Source organism: Streptomyces sp. NPDC102283 (assembly GCF_044766265.1).
Lineage (GTDB): Bacteria > Actinomycetota > Actinomycetes > Streptomycetales > Streptomycetaceae > Streptomyces.
Window position 1 is genome coordinate 227281 of record NZ_JBIWLQ010000007.1, and the last position, 20768, is coordinate 248048.

Consider the following 20768-nt stretch of genomic DNA (forward strand, 5'->3'; position numbering starts at 1 on the left):
CCTGGTCGCTCGTTCGCTCGCTTGTTCGGTGGTGCTTCTTCCTCTTGCACAGGGGACGTCGGGGCCGGTGCGGGGTTCTCGACACCACGCGCGAAGTTCTTTCGGATTCACCCGCTGGAGGGGGCGGAAGGTGAGGTTCAGTAAAGTTCGGCAGCGTTGCCCCGCGCCCTTTGCTGCCCCTTCCTCCTGCTGGCCCTCCCCCTTGATTCCTCCCTGCCGCGCCGAACGAGGTCCCGACCGTGCCTGCCGCCCCCGCCGCCTCCTCCTCCGTCCCTGCCGCTCCCCGGCACCCCGTCTCCGTCGTGGGGATCGGAGCGGACGGCTGGCCCGGCCTGTCCGGTACGGCGCGCGAGGTGCTGTGCGCGGCGGAGGTGCTGATCGGCGGGGCGCGCCAGCTGGACCTGCTCCCGCCGGAGTGCGCCGGCGCCCGGGTGAGCTGGCCGTCCCCGCTGAGGCCCGCCGTCCCCCGGCTGCTCGCCGAGCACCGGGAGCGCCGGATCGCGGTGCTGGCGAGCGGAGACCCGATGTTCTACGGGATCGGGCGGGCGCTGGCGGCGGAGCTGGGCCCGGAGGGGCTGCGCGTGCTGCCGCACCCGTCGTCCGTCTCGTACGCCTGCGCGCGCCTCGGCTGGCCGCTGGAGGACACGGAGGTCGTGACCCTGGTGGGCCGCCCGGCGGCGCGCCTGGCGGCGTCGCTGCACGAGGGCCGGCGCCTGCTGGTCCTGAGCGCGGACGCGAGCACTCCGGCGACGGTCGCCGCCCTGCTCACGGCGCACGGCTTCGGCCCGAGCGGGCTGCGGGTGCTGGAACAACTGGGCGCCGAGGACGAGGGTTGCGTGGACGGCGTCGCGGAGACGTGGGAGCACCCCCCGGGGGACCGCCTGAACGTCGTCGCGATCGACTGCCGGGCGTCGGCGGAAGCGCTGCGGCTGGGCACGGTCCCGGGCCTCCCGGACGAGGCGTACGAACACGACGGCCAGCTCACCAAGCGCCACATCCGGGCCGCCACGCTGGGAGCGCTGGCGCCCGCGCCCGGAGAGCTGCTCTGGGACGTGGGCGGCGGCTCCGGCTCGATCGCGATCGAGTGGCTGCGGGCGCACCCGTCCTGCCGGGCGGTGAGCGTGGAGCGGGACCCGGTGCGGGCCGCGCGGATCACCCGTAACGCGGAACGCCTGGGAGTCCCCGCCCTGGAGGTCGTCACCGGACCGGCCCCGGCGGCCCTGGCCGAACTGGAGGCGCCGGACGCGGTGTTCATCGGCGGCGGCCTGACCGCTCCGGGCCTGCTCGACGCGTGCTGGGAGGCGCTGCGGCCGGGGGGCCGGCTGGTCGCGAACACGGTGACGCTGGAGTCGGAGGCGCTGCTGGCCGAGCGGCACAAGGCGCACGGCGGCGAGCTGGTGCGCCTCGCGGTGGCCCACGCCGTCCCGGTCGGCGGCTTCACCGGTTGGCGCCAGGCCATGCCCGTAACGCAGTGGTCGGCAATCAAGCCCTCGGGTTCCGGGGCACGTTCGCACAAGGGAGATCGATCATGACGGTGTACTTCATCGGCGCGGGCCCCGGCGCGGCCGACCTGATCACGGTGCGCGGCGCCCGGATCCTCGCCGCCAGCCCGGTCTGCCTGTACGCGGGCAGTCTGGTCCCGGTCGAGCTGCTGGCCGAGTGCCCGGAGGACGCCCGCCTGATCGACACGGCGAACCTGGACATCGAGCAGATCACCGCCGAGCTGGTCCGGGCCCACGCGGACGGCCACGACGTGGCGAGGCTGCACTCGGGCGACCCGTCGGTGTTCAGCGCGGTGAACGAACAGATGAAGCGCCTGGACGAGGCGGGCGTCCCGTACGAAGTGGTCCCGGGCGTGCCCGCGTTCGCGGCGGCGGCAGCGGCGTTGAAGCGCGAGCTGACGGTCCCGACGGTCGGCCAGACGGTCATCCTCACCCGTATCGCTCAGCGCGCCACGGCGATGCCGGAGGGCGAGGACCTGGCGACGCTGGGCCGCAGCGGCGCTCTGATCGTGCTGCACCTGGCGGCGCGGTACGTGGACCGGGTGGTGGAGGAACTGCTCCCGCACTACGGGGCGGACTGCCCGACTGCGGTGGTGGCGATGGCGTCCCGCCCGGACGAGATCATCCTGCGGGGCCCGCTGGACTCGATCGCCGAGCAGGTGAAGGCGGCGGGGGTGATCCGGACGGCGGTCATCATGGTGGGCCGGACGCTGGGTGCGGAACAGTTCCGGGACAGCCACCTGTATGCGGTGGGGCGGGACCGGGGGGAGTGCTGAGGGACGTGCGGAGCACGGGCGACGAGGCGGGGCGGCCCTCGTCCGACGCGGACGACCTGAACGCGGGGACGAACGCGGACGCCATGAACGCGGGGACGAACCGGAGGATGAGCCGTGAGGAGGCGCTGTCTCTCGTGCGGCGTCTGCTGAACGGTGCCGAGGAGGCGGAGGGGGACGAGATCCTCGACGCCTTGGAACGCGGGCTCGCATGCCCGCACGTCAGCGACTACATCTACTGGAGCCCGGACCGCGACCCCGACCCGGAACAGATCGTCGACCGAGCACTGGCCTACCGACCGATAGCGCTCTGACCCGATCAGCGGCGCAGGGTCTCGCTCCTCCCGTCGCACGGGCGGGCGCGTGGGAGACGCCTGCGAGGGTGCGGGCCTGCCTTCTCCGCTCGACGCCGGGAGTTCTCGCTACGTCCTTCGGGCGGCCGGAGAGGTGGCGGCCGACGTCACAGGGCGATCAGTCCTGCCGCCGTCTCCCTGAGACCGCAGGCATCGAAGTAGAACGATCGCAAGTGCTCTTCGAAGTCGGCATGCAGCCACTCACACCCCGCAGCACGGCATCCCGCAGCGGCTGCCTTGACCAGCGCGGCCCCCAACCCGTTCGAACGATTGCGCTGAGCCACGACCGTGTCCAGGACGAACGCATGGACCCCGCCGTCCCAGGCGACGTTGACGAAGCCGACCAACCGATCATTCTCCCAGGCGCAGACCCAGCCGAGACTGTGACGCCGAAGCCTTGCACGCCAGTCCGTTTGCCCGACCGGATGACCGAACCCTTCGGCATGCAGCTTGTTGAGAGCCGAGTTGTCGACCTCGCCCCGCCACTCATACGTGATCGTCATGATCCGAACCTAGTGACCACCAGAGTCGCGCGCCGCATATCGGTGAGTGCTGCGAGCCCCAGGAGCCGCGGGCCTGGCATGTCAGGCGTGGCCAGTAGCCTCGGGCCTCATGGGCCTACAGATCGACGTCGTGGCGGGTTACCCGATCAACGAGGAGATGGAGAGGGTGCTCGGATTGGCCGAGGCGGTCGGCGAGCCCGTCTCTGTCACGTTCGTGTGGGAGGGGCGGGAGGAGTCGGAACGCGCGGTGCTGGTGCCCGCGGCCACGCTGGCGCTCTGGGAGCACTGGGCCCCCACCGCGTACCCGACGGGTGGAGCCGCGGACGAGAACCAGCCCGTGGCGGAGGAGCCGGAGCTGGCCCATCCACAGGAGTTCGGCGCGTTCACGCTCTTTCGTCGTCGTGCGGGTGGGCGTACGGCGGTTGCTCGCAAAGGCGTCGTGGTCGCCGAGCTCCTGGACCCCGACGAGGCTCACTGGCTCCAGGAGGAGGCCCGCAATGTCCGCCAAGGCTTCATGGATCCGAAGCAGAGGGCGGCGTTCGAGGAGTTCCTTGCCCGGCAGTCGTCCCCGCCTGAGCAGTGACGCGCCGATTCGGGCATCGGGCTTCGTAGCTGGATGACGTGATCGTCAGGGCATGTCGTTCGGATCCGGCCGGGCCTGCGGTAGAACCGGGCCCGCGGTAGAAAACGGAAGGTCTCTTCGCTTGAGGTCGTGGGAGATTCTTCCCATGTCGAGCAGCGTTGCCTACCCCGTCTTCCGGACACCCGACCTCGATCTGGCCCTGCGCGTGGCTCGCCGGATGGTGGCCTTCGGTGCCCAGCCCACCTCCGAGGTGTCGGTGGAGGCCGAGGCGCCTACCGTGGCCGAGGCGGGGCGGCTGCGTGACGCTCTGCCGGACTCGTGGTTCACGTGCTGGAACATGGACGCGCCTGCCGTTCCGCCGCCCGGCATCCCGGACCTGACCTGCTCGGCGCCCGCCCGTGAGCTTCCGGACAACCTGGCCGACACACAGGTGTATCTTCCCTTGACCGTCTCGATGCTCGACCAGCCCCTGGGGAGCATCGAGGATCATTTCGCCGCGGTGATAGGCCCGCACCCGGCAGAGATCCACTGGTCCTCGCTGTCTTGGCGCGAGGCGCCCGAACGCGACCTGTACGGCGAGAGAACGCACGCGGAGGTCACGCTCCTGTTGAACCGCGACTCTCGTGGACTCGACGCCCGAGCCGACACGCACCTGGTGCTCGTCCACGTTCGACGCGACAACGGCGACGGCTACGAGGAACGCTTCGCGGAGTGGCTTGCCGAACAGATCGGACAGAAGGTCATCGCAGCCCCGCAGCCCCGCAGCCCCGCAGCCCCGCAGCACTCATGACGCCATGACGCCATGAAGCCATGGAGGCCATTGAGGGCTCAGGAGACCGCCTCGGAGGACAACACCGCCTCTATGAAGGCAGTCGGCGGAAGGTAGCCGTGGGCTTCGACATAGTGGGCGATGAGTTCGGGGGCCGCGTACGCGACACCACTTCCCATCACGCGTATCTCAGCACTTCCTTGAGGGCCGTCGGAGCGCTGAGGAAGCTGAGGAAACAGTCGCGAGGCACACCAGGGGCAGAGGTGAAAGCCACGCGTCGGCTGCGCCCGGTGCGTGCGGGTCATGCGCTTCAGCGCCTCCGCCAGACTCGGTGGGGGAGTGCCCCGCGCGTATCTCCTGCCGCGTCCGAGCCAGCCGACGTTCAGCACCGGGACGCCCCGCCAGGAGCCTGGGGCCTCGGGGCTCCGTTTGTCGCTGTGGTACGTGTACGGGGTCAGATCTCTGTAGTACGTCATGGCGGCTGTCTACCAGTTGCCGTACCAGTTGCGGTACCTGTGGCAGCAAGTGCCATGAAGTAGCGGGCACACCGAGAAGCAGCGGTGCACCACGGGCAACTCCGAGCAGTCGTCACGGCCTGGGGAGGGAAGCCGTGCCGACCCAGCGGTGGTACGCGTTTACGTCGACGTTGCTGCCGCACACGATGGTGACGACGTGCCGGCCGGCGAAGCGGTCGCGGTCTTCGAGGATCGCCGCGATGCCGAGCGCGGCCGACGGTTCGACGACGAGGCCGGCGTGGTCGAGGAGCATCCGCATACCGGAGATGATCGACGGCTCCCGGACCAGGACGGCGTCGTCCGCGACCAGGAGGAGATCGTCCAGGACGGCCGGGATGGGACGTCGGCCGGCGACGCCGTCAGCGATGGTGTCGGTCGAGTCGGTGGTGACGACACGACGCTGGTGCCACGAGCGTGTCAGCGCCGGTGCGCCCAGCGGCTGGACGCAGATCACCTCGACTTCGGGGGCCAACGCTTTCACCACATGACCCACGCCGGTGGCCAGCGCCCCACCGCCGAGAGCGATCAGGACGGTGTCGAACGACGGCGAGCCGTCCACCAGCTCCAGGCCGATGGTTGCCGCGCCCTCGCAGGTCTCGATGTCCAGGCTGTCTTCGACCAGCCGGATGCCGTCGTACCGTGCGATGGCCGCCGCCCGCTCGCGCGCCGTCTCATGGTCGCCGGCCACCAGCTCCAACCCGGCGCCCAGTGCGCGGATGCGATCGAGCTTGGCACGAGTCGCGGAGCGGGATGCCACGACGGTGACGTCGAGCCCCCGGCCGCGACCGGACCAGGCGAGGGCCTGGCCGAGGTTGCCCGCGCTCGCGCACACCGCGGCCCGCGCGCCGTTGTCGGCGAGCAGGCTCGCGACCACCTCCGTGCCGCGGGCCTTGAAGCTGCGGACCGGGTTCGCCGTTTCGAGTTTGATGCTCACCGTGCACCCGAGGCCGGGCTCCAGCGCCTCGCAGCGGTACAGCGGTGTGTCCAGAAAGACCGGGTCGATCACCCGGCGAGCCGCCCGGATCCGAGCCGTGTCGAGCCGTGTCTCCCGCACGACACAGCAGCGTAGCGCCACCGGTGCCGGTCCCATGGGCAACTGGTCGTATACGTCGGTCGGTTGGGGAATGACGCTGCGGCGGGTTCCTCGGGGGCCTTCGACGAGGCGACCGTTCTCGAAGCGGGCGGCGGCCCGGACGAGGGCGACGAGCCGGGGCGAGGCGCGTGGTGGTTCTGGTTTCTCGCGTCATGACGGTCAAGGTGGTCAAGGCGGTCAGGGTGCTCAGCGCTGCTCGGCTCCGCGGATGGTTGTCACGGAGTAGAACGGGTCGATCGGTGGCACCAGTTCTCCGGTGGCGACTTCTACCAGGTGCGCCGGTGCGTCGCCGCCTTGCAAGGCCGTCACGTACTCGATGGTCTGGGCGTGGGAGAGTGCCGGCACTCTTCGGCGCAGGAGGCGCATGGCATGAACCCGTCCCCGCGTGTCTGCCATCGCCCGCGCCTCGTCGTGCAGTTCGTCCACCGCGGTCCGCGTGACCTGCCCGCGAATGCGGGATCGGTAGTCCGTCTCCCATGCGTCGGTCACCGCGGAGACGACACCGATCCGGTGCAGGCTTCCGTCGACGCGATCGACGAGGTACGGCCCGTTCCCGGCCAGCAGGAGGTTCGGATCCAGGGTGCGCAGATACTCCTCGGAGGTCCAGGAGACGATCCATACCAGCTCGTGCCGCTCTGTGTGCGACACCGCCATGCGCATCGGGTCCAGCCCCGCCGACAGCTGCCGTTGGTAGTCGTGTTCCAGCTCTTCCTCGACTGTCCGAACCGCGGCTTCTTGCTCAATCACTCGATCAGCATCCCGTAATGACCACGGCATCGGCCATCAGGTTTTCCGGCCGTTTCGATGGACGAGCGAGGCCGGCCCCCGTGCAACATCCGCTCTGCCGGGGGAGCTTGGCCAGCCGTGTCCCTTTCGGGTGGGATCTTGGGCCTATGGTCCACCGTGAACCGCACCCTGCGGTACCGTGATCACATCATCACGCTCTGTGCGTACCGCGCATGGGGCGGCCCCCGGTGGTGTTCACAGCACCGAGCCGAGGGCCTTCACCCAACTAGTGGAAGCACAGGTCCACGCAGGATGCTTTGGCATGCTATCGCGCCCTCTCGGCGCTACACGAAGGCTTCGCACGACGTCGTGCGTCATCCGCGTCTGTGCAGTGACGCGAAGGTTCTGATTCTCTACGTCCAGGGGTTGCCGGACGGTTGTACGGATCTGGCGTTGTCCGAGCATGCCCGGAAGCTGGGCATCAGGGGGCGGGCGTTTCAGCGGGCCAAGGAGCAGTTGGTCCTGTGCGGGTTCGTGCATGAGCGGCGGGTCTGCGGGGAGCGTGGGCGCTGGAGCACGCAGCAGTTGTTCGCCAACGTGCCGTTGGCCGAGGCCGAGGTCGTCGCCGTGTGGTGCGACGCAGGTGTCGGCGGGGGCGTCAGCGGTGGTGTCGTCTCGTCTCCGAGTGCGCGGTTTCCGACCGTCGGTCAGCCGGGGTCCCGGACCGTCGGTCATCAACTACCGGTAGACGAAGAACGGGCGAAGAACACTTCCCACCCACCCACCGAAGCCCCTGAAACCGAAGCGGACTTGGTGCCGCGCTCGCCTGAAGCAGTCGAGGCGGAGGGTGTGTTGTTGTCGTTGCGGCATGCCAGCGCGCAGCTGCGCCTCGGTGTTCCCCAGGCTCGTTCGCTGGTCGCGCAGGCGGTGGAGTGGCTGCGGCGCGGGGTCTCCGGGGGTGAAATGCGGCGGGTGCTGAGCAGCAATCTCCCGCAGGGCGGGGTCCGGTCCGCTGTGGGGTTCCTGCGGCATCGGCTGGAGTTGATGATGCCCGAGCCCCTCCCGGCTGCGCCGGGCATCGAGCCGGAGGCGGGGTCCCAGTTCTCTCCGCCGCTCCCTCCCGCGCCGCTTCTGCCGCCCCCGCCTGCCGCCCCTCGGTACGTTGCGCCCCTCGTCACCTGCGCGGGGCCCGGGACCGAGCACGTCTTCCGGGCCATGGCCGAGGAGACCGAGTGCTCCGACTGCCGGCAGGCCGCCGCCTGGGCCCGCTGGGCCGAGCACCGGATCGCCGACCTCGGGGGCGACGCCGATGACTGGCAGGCGCAGGCGCAGGCGCAGGCGCAGGAGCAGCTCGGCGGGTGGCGGGGGCGGTTGGCCGCTGCCACCGCCGCTGCCGCCGCCCGGCAGGCGGAGGGACCGAAAGCGGACGCGGACGTGCCCGTGCCCGGCGGCGAACAGGTCGCTGCCGGGCACGGGCACGAATAGCGGGCGAGGGTGGCGGGAGACCGGCTCAGCCCCGATAGGGGCCGCGTCCGTCAGCCCTTGATCTCGATCTCGCCGTTCTTCGAGGTCGAGGAGTCCGTCTCCTGAGCGTCCGAGGCGGCGGGAGCGGGCACCGTGCTACCGCTGCCCACGCGGCCCTTCAGGTTCTGGAGGAGGGACGTCATGTCCACGCCCGTCGTCGAGGTGAGCAGTTCCATGCCCTGGGCGACGTTGTCGGTGACCGTGCGGGCCAGCTGGCTCGCGCCGTCCGTGGAGATGACCGTCATCTTGTCGATGGCGCTCAGCGGCTCGGAGGCCTTCGCCACGACGCTCGGGAGGACCTCGACCAGCATCTGGAGGACGGCCGCGTCACCGTACTGCGCGAACGCGTCGGCCTTCTTCTGCATGGCCTCCGCCTCGGCCGCACCCCTGGCCGCGATCGCCGCGGCGTCCGCCTCACCCTCGATGCGGACCGCGTCGGCCAGTGCCGAACGGTGCAGCTTCTCGCCCTGACCGGTCAGGCGCGAGCGCTCCGCGTCCGCCTCGGCCTCCTTGACCTGGGCGATGCGGCGGGCCTCCGCCTCCTGCTCGGCCTGGTAGCGGGCGGCGTCGGCGGGCTTACGGACCTTCGTGTCCAGCTCGCGGTCGGTCAGCGCGGCCTGGCGCTCGGCGACCTTCTCCTGCTCCTGGAGCACTTCCTGCTGGCGTGCGGCCTCGGCGAGCGGACCGGCGGCGTTGGCCTTGGCGGCCGCGGCTTCCGTCTCGGCCTTGATCTCGGCCTGCTTCAGGTAGTACGTGCGCTCGGCGATGGCGATCTCCTCGGCCGCCTTCAGCCGGGCCTGCTCCGAGGCCCGCTTCGCGATGGCCTCGGCGATGTCCGCCTCCTGCTTGGCGCGGGCGGCCTCCGGGCGGCCGAGGTCCTCCAGGTAGGAGCCCTCGGTGGTGATGTCCTGGATCTGGAAGGCGTCCAGGATCAGGCCCTGGCCGGAGAGGCTGGCCTCGGCCTCCTCCGCGACCTGCCCGGCGAACGCGGCCCGGTCCCGGATGATGTCCTCGACCGACATGCGGCCGACGATCGCGCGGAGCGCGCCGGAGAGCACTTCCTGGGTGAAGCCGACGATGCCGTCCTGCTGCTGGAGGAAGCGCTGGGCCGCGGCGCGGATCGCGTCCTCGCTGCCGCCGACCTTGACGATCGCGACGCCTTCGAGGTTCGACTTGACGCCGCGCAGCGTCACCGCGCCGCGCACGGCGATCGGGATGTGCCGGCTGGACAGGTCGAGGGTGAACTTCTGCTGGACGAACGGCACGACGAAGACGCCGCCGCCCACGACGACCTTCTGGCCGCTGTTGTCGATGCTGGTCTGTCCGGTGATCGGATCCGTCGACTTCTTGCCGCGGCGGCCGGTGATGATGAACGCCTCGCTGGGCCCGGCGACCTTGTAGCGCGTGATGACGACGAGGCCGAGCAGAACGAGGAGTACGACGATGCCGATGACGGCGATGACTACTGGACTCATGTGATGTGTCCCCCCTGCCTCCCGTGGGGGACGGCAGATTGTTGTGGAGCTGGGCGGTGCGGTGGAATCGGTAGGTGCGTCAGGTGCGTCAGGTGCGAGAGGTGCGTGGAGCGAGGGTGCGTGGCGGTGGGTACGCGGGTGAGGCGCGGTGGCCGCGTGGTCAGCGCTCCACCGGGCGGACGGCGACCGACGTGGTCGACAGCGCCTCTTCCACCCAGATCTCGGTCCCGCGCGCGACGGGCGTGGCCGACTTGGCCGCGTACTTCACGGGCTGGCCGCCCAGTCGCAGCAGCACCTCGCCGTAACCCTCGGCCGGAATGGCCGTCACGACGGACCCCGAGCTGCCGATCAGGTCGGAGCCGCGCGGAGTGGCGTCTGTCTGGTCGCGCATCAGGGCCCTGCTGAGTTTCCAGGTGAGCCAGCCCGCGACCAGGCCTGCGGCGACGCCGACGACGGTGGCCAGAAACGTTCCGGCTCCCGTCGAGCCGAGCACGATCGCTCCGCCGAAGCCGAGCATCGAGATGAAGCCGGCGATCACCGGAAGCGAGAGCAGTCCGTCGAAGAGGCCGTCGAGAACACCGTCGAAGAGCCCTTCGAGGATTCCGCCGAAGATCAGGGAGAGCGCGAGCAGCACGATCCCCGCAATGCCGAGACCGAGAAAAATGGTCACGCGATCACTCCTCTGCTGTCCCTGGTGTCCCCGTTGCCCCTGTTGTCGACTTCCGGCGGGCATTTTCCGTCGATCTGGCTGGATGATCCCATACAGCACCTACCTCGGTCACTGCCGGATCCCGGCAGTCTTTATGCGTCTTTGATGCCGGACAGGCGGTCCGTGAGCGTGGCGAGCGACTGGAACGTCGCACCGAGCAGGGCCACGTGCTTCCAGCGCAGGACTCCGTCCGGGCCGATCAGGAAGACCGCCCGCCGCACCCCGATGCCCGGGGCGGAGACCCCGTACGCCCTGGCGGTCTCCCGTCCCTCGTCCGCCAGCAGCGGCATGCGCAGATCGAAGGCGCGGGCGAACGACTCATGGCTGTCCACACCCTGTGGACTGATTCCCCAGACGTCGGCGTCGAGGCCCTCGAAGGCCTCCATGCCGGAGGAGTACGAGCACAACTGCTTGGTGCAGACCGTGGTGTTGTCCCCGGGATAGAACGCCAGCACCACGGACCGGCCGCGTGCGGACGACAGTCGGTAGTCGGCTCGCTCGAAGGTGTCGCCCGACAGGACTCCGCCCGGGAGAGTGAAGTCCGGTGCTGCGCTGCCGAGTTGAGGGCTTGATGGCACGATGTCTCCTTCTGTGTCGCGTGTAAGGATTGTCCTGTATGCGCCAGTGTGTCATCTCATTGGTCAAGACCAATCTTGGAATGATTTCTTCCGCCCGGAGCCGCTGCCTAGCCTTGCATCCGTGGCCCAGGAGGGCGTTTTCCTCCTGTTCGGGCCGCTATGTCTCCGTGTCCGCACCAGCTCAGGGAGAATCATGTCCACGTCTCGACGCTTTGCCGCAGCGGCCGCTCTCGCGGCGGCCCTCGGATCGGGGATCGCGTTCGCTCCGCCGGCGCTGGCCGCCGCGGAGTGCACGGCCGGTTACACCTGTCTCCACTACAACTCCCACTACCAGGGGGGAATCTACAAGCAGTGGGGCCAGGTCTCCGACTACACGGGCAAGACGTACGTCGCCAGTACGAACGGCAGTGCCGGCGCCGGCCAGACGGTCAAGAACAACGCCGCCTCGGTCAACAGCTTCGACTACAACAAAGAGTTCACCGTGTACTACAACCGCAACTTCAACTGTGAGGTTGCCTGCCAGACAATCGGCGTCGCCGGGGCTCAGAACCTCAACGCGTCGCTGAAGAACAACAACGCCTCCGGCAGGCCCACGGGTCTCTGACGGGTTGGGCCGGTGGGCCGCGCACCGTGCGCGGCCCGCCGGCCATCGGCCACCGCCGGTCGCCGGCCATGTGTGCCGTCGATCCCTCCGGCCGCGTCGTCCCTTCCTTCCTCGGGAGTCCTCAGTCATGCGCATCGCACGTCTCGCCGGTCCCGCACTGGTCTGCCTGCCCGTCCTGCTCCTCACCGGATGCGGGGACGACGGCGCCGGCCGAAAGGGCGACGCGAACGGCGTACCGGCTCCTCCGCTCGGCGCCGTGCAGAAGCTGCTCGCCACCGACCATGTGACCCTGCCCGTCGAGCCCTATCTCCTCTCCCCCGACCAGCGGCTCCAACTGCTCAAGGCGCACGACGCGTTGACCGTACGGTGCATGGACCGCTTCGGCTTCGACCACCCGAGGCCCGTACGGCAGAAGGACCCCGGCATCCCGGACCGGCTCGCCCTGTGGCGTTACGGAGCCAACGACCCCGCCGACGTGGAGATCAACGGCTACACCCGGGGGAACAAGAGGACCCCGCGGACCGCCGACAGGCCGCCGGAACCCGTAGCCGGGTCGATGACCGTTCTGACCGGGGCGGAGGGCAGCGAGAAATTCGGCCCGGGCGGCCAGACGGTCAACGGGCAGAAGGTCCCCGAACACGGCTGCTTCGGCGAGGCGAACAAGGCGCTCACCGGGTCGGTCGAGCGGCTGGCCGACGACTCCGAGGTCGCGGTCAACGCCAACATCGACTCCGTGTTCAAGGCCGCCGAGGACGCGCGGGTGACTGCCGTGTTCAAGCAGTGGTCGGCCTGCATGAAGAAGGAGGGCTTCACGTATGCCACGCCCCTCGAACCGTTGAACGATCCTGCGTGGGACCGCAATGTCACGGCGTCGCAGGAAGAGATCGCGGTGGCGGTGGCCGATGTCCGCTGCAAGCAGCGATACAACGTCGTCGGCGTCTGGAACGCCGTGGACGTCGCCTACCAGAGGCAGTACATCGAGGCGAAGCCCGAGGTCTTCGCCGAGGTCAGGAAAGAGATAGCCGGCTGGATGGACCGCGTGGCCGGCATCCGGACCAGCTGAGCACCCGAGGGGTCACGTACATGGACGAGTCGCGCCCCGGCACGGGCGGGAACACGGGGGACGAAGCCCTCGATACCGAAGGCGCAGAACCGGGCCGGCGCCCGGTCGCCTCCGGGCTGGCAGGACGCCGACGCTGGGTGCTGGCGATCACCATCGCCGCCGTCGTCGTGTCGGCCTCCGGCGTCGTCGCCGCCGCCCGCATCCAGTCCCCGGCCGAAGCCGCCGCGGCGGCCGACCCACCGCCCCCGGACGTGCTGACGGTCCCGGTGGAGAAGCGTGTCCTCAAGGACACGGTGATCATTCGCGGCACGGTGGCGGCGACCCAGGTCGTCGAGGTCGCTCCCGAGGGGGCCGGCGGGACTTCGGGACGGTCCGTGGTGACCGGCATGGCCAAGGGCGTCGGGGACGCCGTCCGGGCCGGTGACGTCCTGTTGGAGGTTTCCGGCAGGCCCGTCTTCGCCCTACCGGGAACGGTGCCCGCCTACCGGGACCTCAAGCCGGGAACCCGGGGCAAGGACGTCGGGCAGCTCCAGAAGGCGCTGCGAGCCCTCGGCCACGGCACCGCCCCCGATCGGCCCGGTACCTTCGGGCCCGGAACGGGCAGGGCCCTGTCCGGTTTCTACGGCAGGCGCGGCTACGAACCGCGAGCGGCGCGACCGGACGGCGAGGAGGCCCTGGTGGTGGCCCGGCAGGCCGTCATCGACGCGGAGCGTCTGGCGCAGGACACCGCGGCCGCTGCCGCCCGGGCCGGCCGGCCCATATCCCCGCCGGCAGCCCGCGATCGTCCTTCCGCGGCCACCGAGGATGCCGCGGCCACCGAGGAGGGCCCCGGCGCCGGCGGCGACAACGCGACCGCGGAGCTCGGAACCGCCGCCGCACGGGCTGCTCAGGACCTGGCCAGGGCCCGCGGCGCACTCGCCGAGGAGGAGCGGCGGCAGGGGCCGTCGTTGCCCGTCGCCGAGGTCGTGTACGCCGCCGGCTTTCCGGCCCGGGTCGAGTCGGTGTCCGTAGCGGTGGGCTCGACGCTGTCCGGCAGCGCGATGACGCTGTCCAGCGGCGAACTCGTCGTGGCGGCCCACGTCCCCGAGTCCCAGGTGGGGCTGCTCAAGGTCGGCCAAGGAGCCGAGATCTCCTCGGAGCTGGACCGGGAGCCGATACCGGCCGGGATCTCCTTCGTGGCGGACGCGCAGGACAGGGCGGAGACGGAGAACGGGGCGGGGGAGGAGCCCGGGGAGCCGGACCCCCGCGCCGGTTCACGCGGCTATCTGGTCCGGGTCGAGGCGAAACGTCCGCTCGCCGACGCCCTGTCGGGCCGCGAGGTGAGGGTGACCGTCGCCGCCGCACAGAGCAGGGGGAAGGTGTTCGCCGTGCCGGTCACCGCTCTGGTCTCGACTCCCGACGGATCGAGCGCGGTCTCCGTGCTCCGCGCCGACGGGAGGCGGGACCGGGTGAAGGTGCGGCCCGGCATGGAGGCCGACGGGTTCGTCGAGGTCGGCCCCGTGGAAGGTGACGTCCTCGTCGCGGGGGATCAGGTCGTCGTCGGCATCAGGCCGACGGAGGGCGGCCGGGAGGGTGCCCGGTGAAGGGCTTCGGACGGATGCGCGCGTCGACCGGGGGCGGGGTCGGGAACAGTCACCGGGGCGAGGCCGGGGTCGCCGGGGAGGAAGGCGCACCAGGAACGACGGCCCTGAGCGGCACGGGCCCGGAAGTTCCCCCCGTCATCGAGTTCCGGGACGTCGAGCTCACCTATCCCGGCCCGCCTCCGGTCCCTGCGCTGCGGCGGTCCGACCTGCGCATCGAGAAGGGCGAGTTCGTCACGGTCGTCGGGCCCTCCGGGTCGGGCAAATCGACGTTTCTCAACATCGCCGGACTGCTGGACTCGCCCACCGCCGGGGCCTATCTCCTGGACGGCATCTCGACCCGCGAGCTGAGCGACAAGAGGCGTACGGGGCTGCGGGGCAATCGCATCGGATTCGTGTTCCAGTCGTTCCACCTGCTGCCTCACCGCACAGCGCTGGAGAACGTGGCGCTGGCCATGGTGTACACGGGCGTTTCGCCCGCCGAGCGGCTGAGGCGTGCGCGTACGGCTCTGGACCGGGTCGGTCTCACGCATCGCGTCGACTCCCCGCCGACCCGGCTGTCGGGTGGCGAACGGCAGCGCGTCGCCATTGCCCGCGCGCTGGCGGGCGACCCCTCTCTGCTGCTGTGCGACGAACCCACGGGGAACCTGGACTCCGGCAACGCCCACAAGGTGATGGAACTGCTGGCGGATCTGCACGCGGACGGACTGACCGTGGTCGTCATCACCCATGATCAGCAGGTGGCCGAGCGAGGTGGGCGAACCGTCACGATCAGGGACGGCCGGCTGAGTGCGGCACGGGAGCCTCGGCCATGAGGATCTTCATGCGCGCAAGCTCGTGGGCCCGGTGGGGTCCGGCGGGGCCGGACTCCACCGGCCTGTCCGTCCGCGATCTGATCGCCGAGGCCACCGCGGGCATACTGCAACGGCCCGCCCGCTCTCTCCTCACCGCCCTGGGGACGGTGCTCGGCGTCGGCGCGTTCGTGGCCGTGCTGGGGCTCACGGCCACCGCTGCCGCACAGATCGACGCGCGCTTCAGCGTCCTGTCCGCGACGGAGGTCGGCATCGAGGACGTCTCGGCCGGCACGGACGACGTCGTCGGCACCGCTTTCCCCCCGGACGCCGACGCACGGCTGGCCGCGCTCAACGGCGTCCGGGCGGCCGGAGTGCACTGGTCGGTGCAGCTGCCGGCCGATGTGAGGCTCTCCACCTCCCTGGCCACGGACGCGGGGGCGGAGCAGCCCTCCGTCACCGCTGCGACCCCCGGCGCTCTGGAGGCTGCGGGCGCCCGGCTGCGGGAGGGGCGGCTCTTCGACGCCTACCACGAGGAGAACGCCTCCGAAGTGGCACTGATCGGCCAGGGAGTCGCCGACCGGCTGGGCATCACCACGCTGGAGAATCGGCCCACCGTCTTCCTGGGGACACGGCCTTTCACGGTGATGGGCATCCTCGGTGGGGTGGACCGCAAGACGGAGACCTTCCTGTCCGTCGTGCTGCCGCGCTCAACTGCCCAGCAGGCGTGGGGGCTTCCCAAGGAGGGCGTGTGGATGATCGTGTCGACCGAGCTGGGGGCCGCCTCCCAGATCGCGCACGGGGCGGCTCATGCCCTGCGGCCCGACCATCCGGAGTACTTCTCCGTCGTCCCGCCGCCGGATCCCAAGGAGCTGCGGGGCGATGTCTCCACCGACCTCAGTCAGCTCTTCCTCGTGCTCGCGGGGGTCTCCCTGCTGATCGGCGGGGTGGGCATCGCGAACACGACGCTGGTGGCGGTGCTGGAGCGGACCGGCGAGATCGGCCTGCGCAGATCGCTGGGAGCCCGGGCACATCACATCACCGGTCAGTTCCTCGCCGAGTCCGGAGCACTGGGCACGCTGGGCGGCCTCGTCGGTACCTCGCTCGGAGCCGTGACCGTGCTGGGGGTCGCGCTGAACCGCGAGTGGACTCCTGTTCTGCACCCCGGCGTCGTCGCGGCGGCGCCGCTCATCGGACTGGCCACGGGGCTGATGGCCGGCCTCTATCCTTCGTGGCGTGCATCTCGCGTGGAACCCGCCGAGGCCCTTCGCCGCTGAGACGGGGGCGACGGCCCCGTGATGACACCTGAGGTCTCGTTCGGATCGGAGAGGCCCGGGCCCATCCGGAGCGGCCTCGGCGCCGAATACAGGGGGAGGGGGCAGCGCGCCCCGCACCCGCACCTGGAGGTACGTGTGGCCCAACGACCGCCGTCGGCAGCGGTTCTCGTTCTGCACGGGGGCCGCGAGACCGGTACGGAACCCCCGCCGACGGGACCGCTGAATCTGCCCGGCGTCCGCATGCGCCCCTTCGTCCGGGCCGTCGCCCGGACCGCCCGCGCGGCCGGCGAGGACGTCCTCGTGAGGCAGGTGCGGTACGCCCACCGGGGCTGGAACGGCGCCCGCGCGGATCCTTTCCGCGACGCCGTGGCCGCCCTCGACGCGCTGCGGGAGGAAGCGGGCGAGGAGCTGCCGGTGGTCCTCCTGGGCCACTCCATGGGCGCGCGCGCCGCCCTCCGCGCCGCCGGGCACCCCCTGGTGCGGGGCGTCGTCGGGCTCGCCCCCTGGTGTCCGCCGGGGGACCCGGTCACCCAGCTCGCGGGCCGTGACATCGTCCTCGTCCACAGCAACCGGGACCGGATGACCAGCCCCCAGGCCACCCAGTCCCTCACCGCCCGGGCCCGTCGCGCCGGGGCCCGCAGCTGCATGGTCACCATCCGGGGCGGCGACCACGCCATGATCCGCCGGGCCGCGGCCTGGCACCGGCTCACCACCGTGCTGGTCGCCGGACTGCTGGGTTCCGGCAGTCTGCCGGGCCCGGTCGGCGAGGCCCTCGCCCTGCCGCCCACCGCCGAGGCCACCGAGGGCACCCTCGACCTGGACGCCGATCTCGGCCCCGGCCCCGGCCCCGGCCCCGGCCCGGGCCCCGGCCCCGGCCCGGGCCCCGGCCCCGGCCCGGGCCCCGGCCCCGGCCCGGGCCCCGGCCCCGGCCCGGGCCCCGGCCCGTTCCGGGACCGGACGGGCGCCCCGCGCTGACCGGCCGCGCTGCGGATGCGTTACGGGAACGGGCGGCCGACGATGGAGTCCCGGGAGCCCGGGAGCGGACGACGCCGGGAGGCACGCTCTTGCAGGCCGACACGTGTGACGAGGGGATGCCGTCGTTCTTCGACCCGAGGACCGTCGCGGCCCTGTTCGACGGAAACCCGGCCGCCGTGGCGGTCCTCGACCACGATCTCCGCTACACCTACGTCAATCCGGCCCTCGAACGGCTCAACGGCCTCCCCGCCGGCTCCCACATCGGGCGGACGTTCTTCCAGGTGCTGCCCGGGCTGCGCGGTCAGGCCTCGGCTCTGCGCGAGGTCCTCGCCGACGGGAAGCCCCGCGAGGAGACGATCCAGGGGCAGACCTGGGTGGCGGACGACGCGGACCAGCGCTTCTGGCGCGCCACGTACAGCCGGCTGGACGCGGGCGGGGCGGCGTGCGGTCTGATGGCGATCGTCGTCGAGATCACCGACCTCACCCGCCAGCGCGAGGAGCTGGAGGAGGCCCGCGGCCACGTCGCCCTCCTCAGTACCGCCGCCGTCCGGATCGGCACGACGCTCGACATGGACACCACCTGCCGGGAGCTGGCCGCCTTCGTCGTGCCCGACTTCGCCGACGTCGCGGCGGTCGACGTGTTCCCGGCAGAGGTGGGGCACTCCGTACGCCGCGCGGAACCCGGCGTCGTACGGCTCCGGCGGGCCGCAGTGCGGGGCGACGGCGAACTCGACGAGCAGGTGCAGCGGTTCGGTCACCCCGGGGAGTACGTCGACTTCGCGGCGGACTCCGCGGTGACCCGCTGCCTGGCGGAGAACGAGCCGGTCCTCGACGACTGGGAGGACCACAGCAGCGGGCGCAGCGTCTTGACCGCGGACCGGATCACCGCCTCCCGGGCGCTGGGGCTGCGCGAGGCGCTCGTCGTCCCGCTCACCGCCCGCGGCCGGCCGCTCGGCGCGCTCACCCTCGTCCGGGCGGAGGGCTCACCGGCCTTCAGCGGCCAGGACGTGGCCGTCGCCCGCGAGCTGGCCGTCCGGGCGGGCGTCGACCTCGACCACGCCCGCCGCTACGACCACGAGCACAGCATCGCCCGCGAACTCCAGCGCTCCCTGCTCTCCGAGCCCTGGGGCCCGCACCCGCACGTCGAGATCGCCACCCGCTACCTTCCCGCCGACGAGGGCGTCCTGGTCGGCGGCGACTGGTTCGACGTCGTACCGCTCAAGGACGGCCGCCACCTCAAGGCGATGGGCGACGTGATGGGCCACGGAGTGGAGGCGGCGGTCGCCATGAGCCAGTACCGCTCCCTGCTGCGGCTGCTGGCCGGGGACGACCTGCACCCCCACCAGATCCTGGAGCAGCTCGACGGCATGGTGGAGCGGTCGGGCCTGGACCGGGCGGCGACCTGTCTGCTCGCCGTCGTCGACCGGTTCGGCGGGGTGTGCGAGGTGGCCAGCGCGGGCCATCTGCCCCCGGTCTTCATCGACCCCGCTCCCGGCGGGGCCCGGGTCGTGCCGGTGCCGGTGGGGCCGCCGCTCGGCACCGGGTTCGGCGGGTACCGGACCGCGTCCGTGCCCTGCGGCCCCGGGACCGTGCTGTTCATGTACACCGACGGGCTCGTGGAGCGCCGGGGCGAGGACATCGACGTGTCCGTGGGGCGGCTGGCCTCGCTGACCCTTCCGCTCGGCGGGCGTCTGGAGGACCTGCTGGACCGGGTGCTGGACCGGTTCGGCGACGACGCGGAGGACGACATCGCCGTGCTGGCCTCCCGGATCCGTGAGGACCCGCCGGTGGTGCGGCCGACTCCTCCGGAGTGACGAGTGACGAGTGACGAGTGACGAGTGACGAGTGACGGAGTGACGGATCGGCGGATCGACGGGCCTGGCTGCCGCCCGAGGCCGGGCCGGTTTGCTGCCCGCGGCCCCGCCGTGACGGGTCAGCCCAGTTCGAGGCTCGTGATGCCGTACAGGCCGGTCCGGTCGATGACCGGTTCCGGGCCGCTGTACATCCGCGCGGTGTCGAACGAGGGGGTCAGGCCCAGCTCCTCCGCCAGCCGCACCGCCGCCGGGTTGACGTCGGGCACGTCGATCGCGACCGGGCTGTCCGGGGCGGTGGCCGCGAGCGCGCCGACCAGAGCCGCCGCCACGGCGGGGGACGCGGCGTACAGGGGGCCGATCCGGGACGCGGCGCGGCACGCGCGCAGCACCGCGAGGCCCTGGAGCTCGCCGTCCCGGACCGCTGCCAGGGCCGTGCGGCCCGGGGCGGTGATCCAGGAGGCCAGGAAGGTGTCCCGGGCGGCCGGGAAGTACCGGAGGTCGTAGGCGGCGAGCCGGTCGAACGGCACGCTCCTGGCGTCGACCAGTTCGGTGCCCGGCGGCGGCGGAACGTCCCCGGGGGGCGGGGGCGTTCCCTCGTACCGCGCGTTGCTCCAGCAGGTGCGGAAGCCGGAGCGGCGGTAGTTGTCCTGTTGCGCGGGCACCCCGTCCAGCCCGACGGTGCGCCCGGCGAGCCGGGCCGTGCCGGCCTGCCAGGTCCGCAGTCCGTAGCCCTGTCCGCGCAGGTGGGGGCGGGTCAGGTAGAAGCCCAGGAAGCCGTGGTCGCTGCCGTAGCGGACGACGGAGACGGAGGTGACCGGCTCGCCGTCCAGCCGGCCGAACAGGAAGCCGCCTGGGTCGGTCGCGAAGAACACCCCGCCGTCGTTCAGGCCGGGGTTCCAGCTCTCCTCGTGGGCCCACTCGCCCAGTGTCACGATGTCATCGGCGCGGGCCGCGGTGATCTCGAAAGGGTTCGGCACGGCACAGTCGTACCCCGGGCGGAGCCGCTTCAGTGATCGACGCCGGGGCGATTTCCGGCCTTTCGGGCGGAGCCGGCGCGCGGTCGGTGCTCAGACCGCTTCCGGGTTCTCCCGGCGTCGGCCGCGCAGTTGACGCAGGACGAGGGCGGCCGAGGTGATCAGCGGCAGCAGCCCCGCCACCGCGTCGGCGGTGTTCAGCTTGTCGTGCGAGCCCTTCGCCCGGCGGACCTGTTTGGACGCCCTGATGACCGCGAGCGCGCTGCTGCCCAGGCTCAGTACGAGCCCGGCCTTGCTGCCGCGCAGGCCCTTGGCGGGCGCGGACCGGTTCTTCGCCATCGGACGTACCTCCAGCCTGCGGGCCGTCCCGTTCGCGGGCAGCCCTCCCCATACACGTAACCGGGTGTCCGCCACCCCCGCAAACGGGACGGCCCGCGAGTCCGCCGCGCCGGCCCCGTCCCGCCGTGGCGCCCCGGCGTCATCCCTCGTTCACACCACGTCCGCGCGGGGGTCGTCGCGCCTTGCGATCGTCCCTGCGGAAGACCATCACGCGGGAGGGAACGTCCATGAACAGACCGAGGGCGGGG

The 20768-nt window shown here is 71.5% G+C and carries 21 protein-coding genes; 13 read left to right on the forward strand and 8 right to left on the reverse strand.

Annotation, left to right across the window (positions count from 1 at the left end; translation table 11 throughout):
* The first annotated feature begins 239 nt into the window (after positions 1–239).
* From cbiE to ACIRJT_RS16460, 3 genes are read left to right on the forward strand one after another with little or no spacing between them, the layout of a single operon-like run.
* On the forward strand, positions 240–1532 hold the full coding sequence (gene cbiE, locus ACIRJT_RS16450) for a precorrin-6y C5,15-methyltransferase (decarboxylating) subunit CbiE (RefSeq protein ID WP_403909478.1): 1293 nt from the start codon (positions 240–242) through the stop codon (positions 1530–1532).
* On the forward strand, positions 1529–2278 hold the full coding sequence (gene cobM / locus ACIRJT_RS16455) for a precorrin-4 C(11)-methyltransferase (RefSeq protein WP_403909481.1): 750 nt from the start codon (positions 1529–1531) through the stop codon (positions 2276–2278). The genes cbiE and cobM overlap by 4 nt, the downstream gene beginning before the upstream one ends.
* 5 nt (positions 2279–2283) lie before the next feature.
* On the forward strand, positions 2284–2589 hold the full coding sequence (locus tag ACIRJT_RS16460; RefSeq protein WP_403909484.1) for an e9imm peptide: 306 nt from the start codon (positions 2284–2286) through the stop codon (positions 2587–2589).
* Between the two features lie 146 nt (positions 2590–2735).
* On the opposite strand, the gene ACIRJT_RS16465 is transcribed toward ACIRJT_RS16460, so the two are convergent.
* Positions 2736–3131, reverse strand: a complete 396-nt coding sequence (locus ACIRJT_RS16465) for a GNAT family N-acetyltransferase (RefSeq protein ID WP_403909487.1) — start codon at positions 3129–3131, stop codon at positions 2736–2738.
* 109 nt (positions 3132–3240) lie between these two features.
* On the opposite strand from ACIRJT_RS16465, the gene ACIRJT_RS16470 reads away from it, so the two are divergent.
* Both ACIRJT_RS16470 and ACIRJT_RS16475 read left to right on the forward strand, forming a co-directional pair.
* Entirely contained in the window at positions 3241–3714 is a 474-nt protein-coding gene (locus ACIRJT_RS16470) for a hypothetical protein (RefSeq protein ID WP_403909490.1), read from the forward strand.
* 145 nt (positions 3715–3859) lie between these two features.
* A complete protein-coding gene (locus ACIRJT_RS16475; protein ID WP_403909492.1) occupies positions 3860–4504 on the forward strand; it encodes a hypothetical protein in 645 nt (214 codons plus the stop codon).
* 567 nt (positions 4505–5071) lie between these two features.
* On the opposite strand, the gene ACIRJT_RS16480 is transcribed toward ACIRJT_RS16475, so the two are convergent.
* Together ACIRJT_RS16480 and ACIRJT_RS16485 are read right to left on the reverse strand one after the other, a co-directional pair.
* Entirely contained in the window at positions 5072–6052 is a 981-nt protein-coding gene (locus tag ACIRJT_RS16480) for a threonine/serine dehydratase (RefSeq protein WP_403909495.1), read from the reverse strand.
* A 225-nt stretch (positions 6053–6277) separates the two neighbouring features.
* On the reverse strand, positions 6278–6868 hold the full coding sequence (locus ACIRJT_RS16485) for a YrhB domain-containing protein (RefSeq protein WP_403909498.1): 591 nt from the start codon (positions 6866–6868) through the stop codon (positions 6278–6280).
* Between the two features lie 261 nt (positions 6869–7129).
* On the opposite strand from ACIRJT_RS16485, the gene ACIRJT_RS16490 reads away from it, so the two are divergent.
* Complete coding sequence (locus tag ACIRJT_RS16490) at positions 7130–8302, forward strand: hypothetical protein (RefSeq protein WP_403909501.1); 1173 nt, start codon at positions 7130–7132, stop codon at positions 8300–8302.
* A 50-nt stretch (positions 8303–8352) separates the two neighbouring features.
* On the opposite strand, the gene ACIRJT_RS16495 is transcribed toward ACIRJT_RS16490, so the two are convergent.
* From ACIRJT_RS16495 to ACIRJT_RS16505, 3 genes are all read right to left on the reverse strand, one after another.
* Positions 8353–9816, reverse strand: coding sequence for a flotillin family protein (locus ACIRJT_RS16495; protein WP_403909503.1), 1464 nt, complete (start codon positions 9814–9816; stop codon positions 8353–8355).
* 160 nt (positions 9817–9976) lie between these two features.
* Complete coding sequence (locus ACIRJT_RS16500) at positions 9977–10486, reverse strand: hypothetical protein (protein ID WP_403909506.1); 510 nt, start codon at positions 10484–10486, stop codon at positions 9977–9979.
* 131 nt (positions 10487–10617) lie between these two features.
* Positions 10618–11103 (reverse strand): peroxiredoxin, encoded by a 486-nt coding sequence (locus ACIRJT_RS16505; RefSeq protein WP_403909510.1) that lies wholly within the window; start codon positions 11101–11103, stop codon positions 10618–10620.
* A gap of 193 nt (positions 11104–11296) precedes the next feature.
* On the opposite strand from ACIRJT_RS16505, the gene ACIRJT_RS16510 reads away from it, so the two are divergent.
* From ACIRJT_RS16510 to ACIRJT_RS16540, 7 genes are all read left to right on the forward strand, one after another.
* Positions 11297–11707 (forward strand): hypothetical protein, encoded by a 411-nt coding sequence (locus ACIRJT_RS16510; RefSeq protein ID WP_403909513.1) that lies wholly within the window; start codon positions 11297–11299, stop codon positions 11705–11707.
* A gap of 127 nt (positions 11708–11834) precedes the next feature.
* Entirely contained in the window at positions 11835–12770 is a 936-nt protein-coding gene (locus tag ACIRJT_RS16515; RefSeq protein WP_403909516.1) for a hypothetical protein, read from the forward strand.
* A 20-nt stretch (positions 12771–12790) separates the two neighbouring features.
* On the forward strand, positions 12791–14353 hold the full coding sequence (locus ACIRJT_RS16520) for a peptidoglycan-binding protein (protein WP_403909519.1): 1563 nt from the start codon (positions 12791–12793) through the stop codon (positions 14351–14353).
* The gene (locus ACIRJT_RS16525; RefSeq protein WP_403909523.1) at positions 14350–15165 is read left to right on the forward strand and encodes an ABC transporter ATP-binding protein; all 816 of its coding nucleotides are present in this window, start codon (positions 14350–14352) and stop codon (positions 15163–15165) included. The genes ACIRJT_RS16520 and ACIRJT_RS16525 overlap by 4 nt, the downstream gene beginning before the upstream one ends.
* Positions 15166–15173: 8 nt before the next feature.
* Positions 15174–16418, forward strand: coding sequence for an ABC transporter permease (locus tag ACIRJT_RS16530; protein WP_403909526.1), 1245 nt, complete (start codon positions 15174–15176; stop codon positions 16416–16418).
* Between the two features lie 135 nt (positions 16419–16553).
* Complete coding sequence (locus tag ACIRJT_RS16535; RefSeq protein WP_403909529.1) at positions 16554–17393, forward strand: alpha/beta fold hydrolase; 840 nt, start codon at positions 16554–16556, stop codon at positions 17391–17393.
* Between the two features lie 116 nt (positions 17394–17509).
* A complete protein-coding gene (locus ACIRJT_RS16540) occupies positions 17510–19207 on the forward strand; it encodes a SpoIIE family protein phosphatase (RefSeq protein WP_403909906.1) in 1698 nt (565 codons plus the stop codon).
* A gap of 119 nt (positions 19208–19326) precedes the next feature.
* On the opposite strand, the gene ACIRJT_RS16545 is transcribed toward ACIRJT_RS16540, so the two are convergent.
* Both ACIRJT_RS16545 and ACIRJT_RS16550 read right to left on the reverse strand, forming a co-directional pair.
* Complete coding sequence (locus tag ACIRJT_RS16545) at positions 19327–20184, reverse strand: GNAT family N-acetyltransferase (protein WP_403909532.1); 858 nt, start codon at positions 20182–20184, stop codon at positions 19327–19329.
* Positions 20185–20274: 90 nt separating this feature from the next.
* A complete protein-coding gene (locus ACIRJT_RS16550) occupies positions 20275–20520 on the reverse strand; it encodes a hypothetical protein (protein ID WP_403909535.1) in 246 nt (81 codons plus the stop codon).
* Positions 20521–20768: the final 248 nt, after the last annotated feature.

Coding starts and splice junctions, on each gene's coding strand:
- ACIRJT_RS16530 (WP_403909526.1), top strand. CDS start 15,174: ATGCGCGCAAGCTCGTGGGCCCGGTGGGGTCCGGCGGGGCCGGACTCC.
- ACIRJT_RS16485 (WP_403909498.1), bottom strand. CDS start 6,868: ATGCCGTGGTCATTACGGGATGCTGATCGAGTGATTGAGCAAGAAGCC.
- ACIRJT_RS16520 (WP_403909519.1), top strand. CDS start 12,791: ATGGACGAGTCGCGCCCCGGCACGGGCGGGAACACGGGGGACGAAGCC.
- ACIRJT_RS16540 (WP_403909906.1), top strand. CDS start 17,510: ATGCCGTCGTTCTTCGACCCGAGGACCGTCGCGGCCCTGTTCGACGGA.
- ACIRJT_RS16550 (WP_403909535.1), bottom strand. CDS start 20,520: ATGGCGAAGAACCGGTCCGCGCCCGCCAAGGGCCTGCGCGGCAGCAAG.
- ACIRJT_RS16475 (WP_403909492.1), top strand. CDS start 3,860: ATGTCGAGCAGCGTTGCCTACCCCGTCTTCCGGACACCCGACCTCGAT.
- ACIRJT_RS16515 (WP_403909516.1), top strand. CDS start 11,835: ATGCGCATCGCACGTCTCGCCGGTCCCGCACTGGTCTGCCTGCCCGTC.
- ACIRJT_RS16510 (WP_403909513.1), top strand. CDS start 11,297: ATGTCCACGTCTCGACGCTTTGCCGCAGCGGCCGCTCTCGCGGCGGCC.
- cobM (WP_403909481.1), top strand. CDS start 1,529: ATGACGGTGTACTTCATCGGCGCGGGCCCCGGCGCGGCCGACCTGATC.
- ACIRJT_RS16490 (WP_403909501.1), top strand. CDS start 7,130: ATGCTTTGGCATGCTATCGCGCCCTCTCGGCGCTACACGAAGGCTTCG.
- ACIRJT_RS16470 (WP_403909490.1), top strand. CDS start 3,241: ATGGGCCTACAGATCGACGTCGTGGCGGGTTACCCGATCAACGAGGAG.
- ACIRJT_RS16495 (WP_403909503.1), bottom strand. CDS start 9,816: ATGAGTCCAGTAGTCATCGCCGTCATCGGCATCGTCGTACTCCTCGTT.
- ACIRJT_RS16465 (WP_403909487.1), bottom strand. CDS start 3,131: ATGACGATCACGTATGAGTGGCGGGGCGAGGTCGACAACTCGGCTCTC.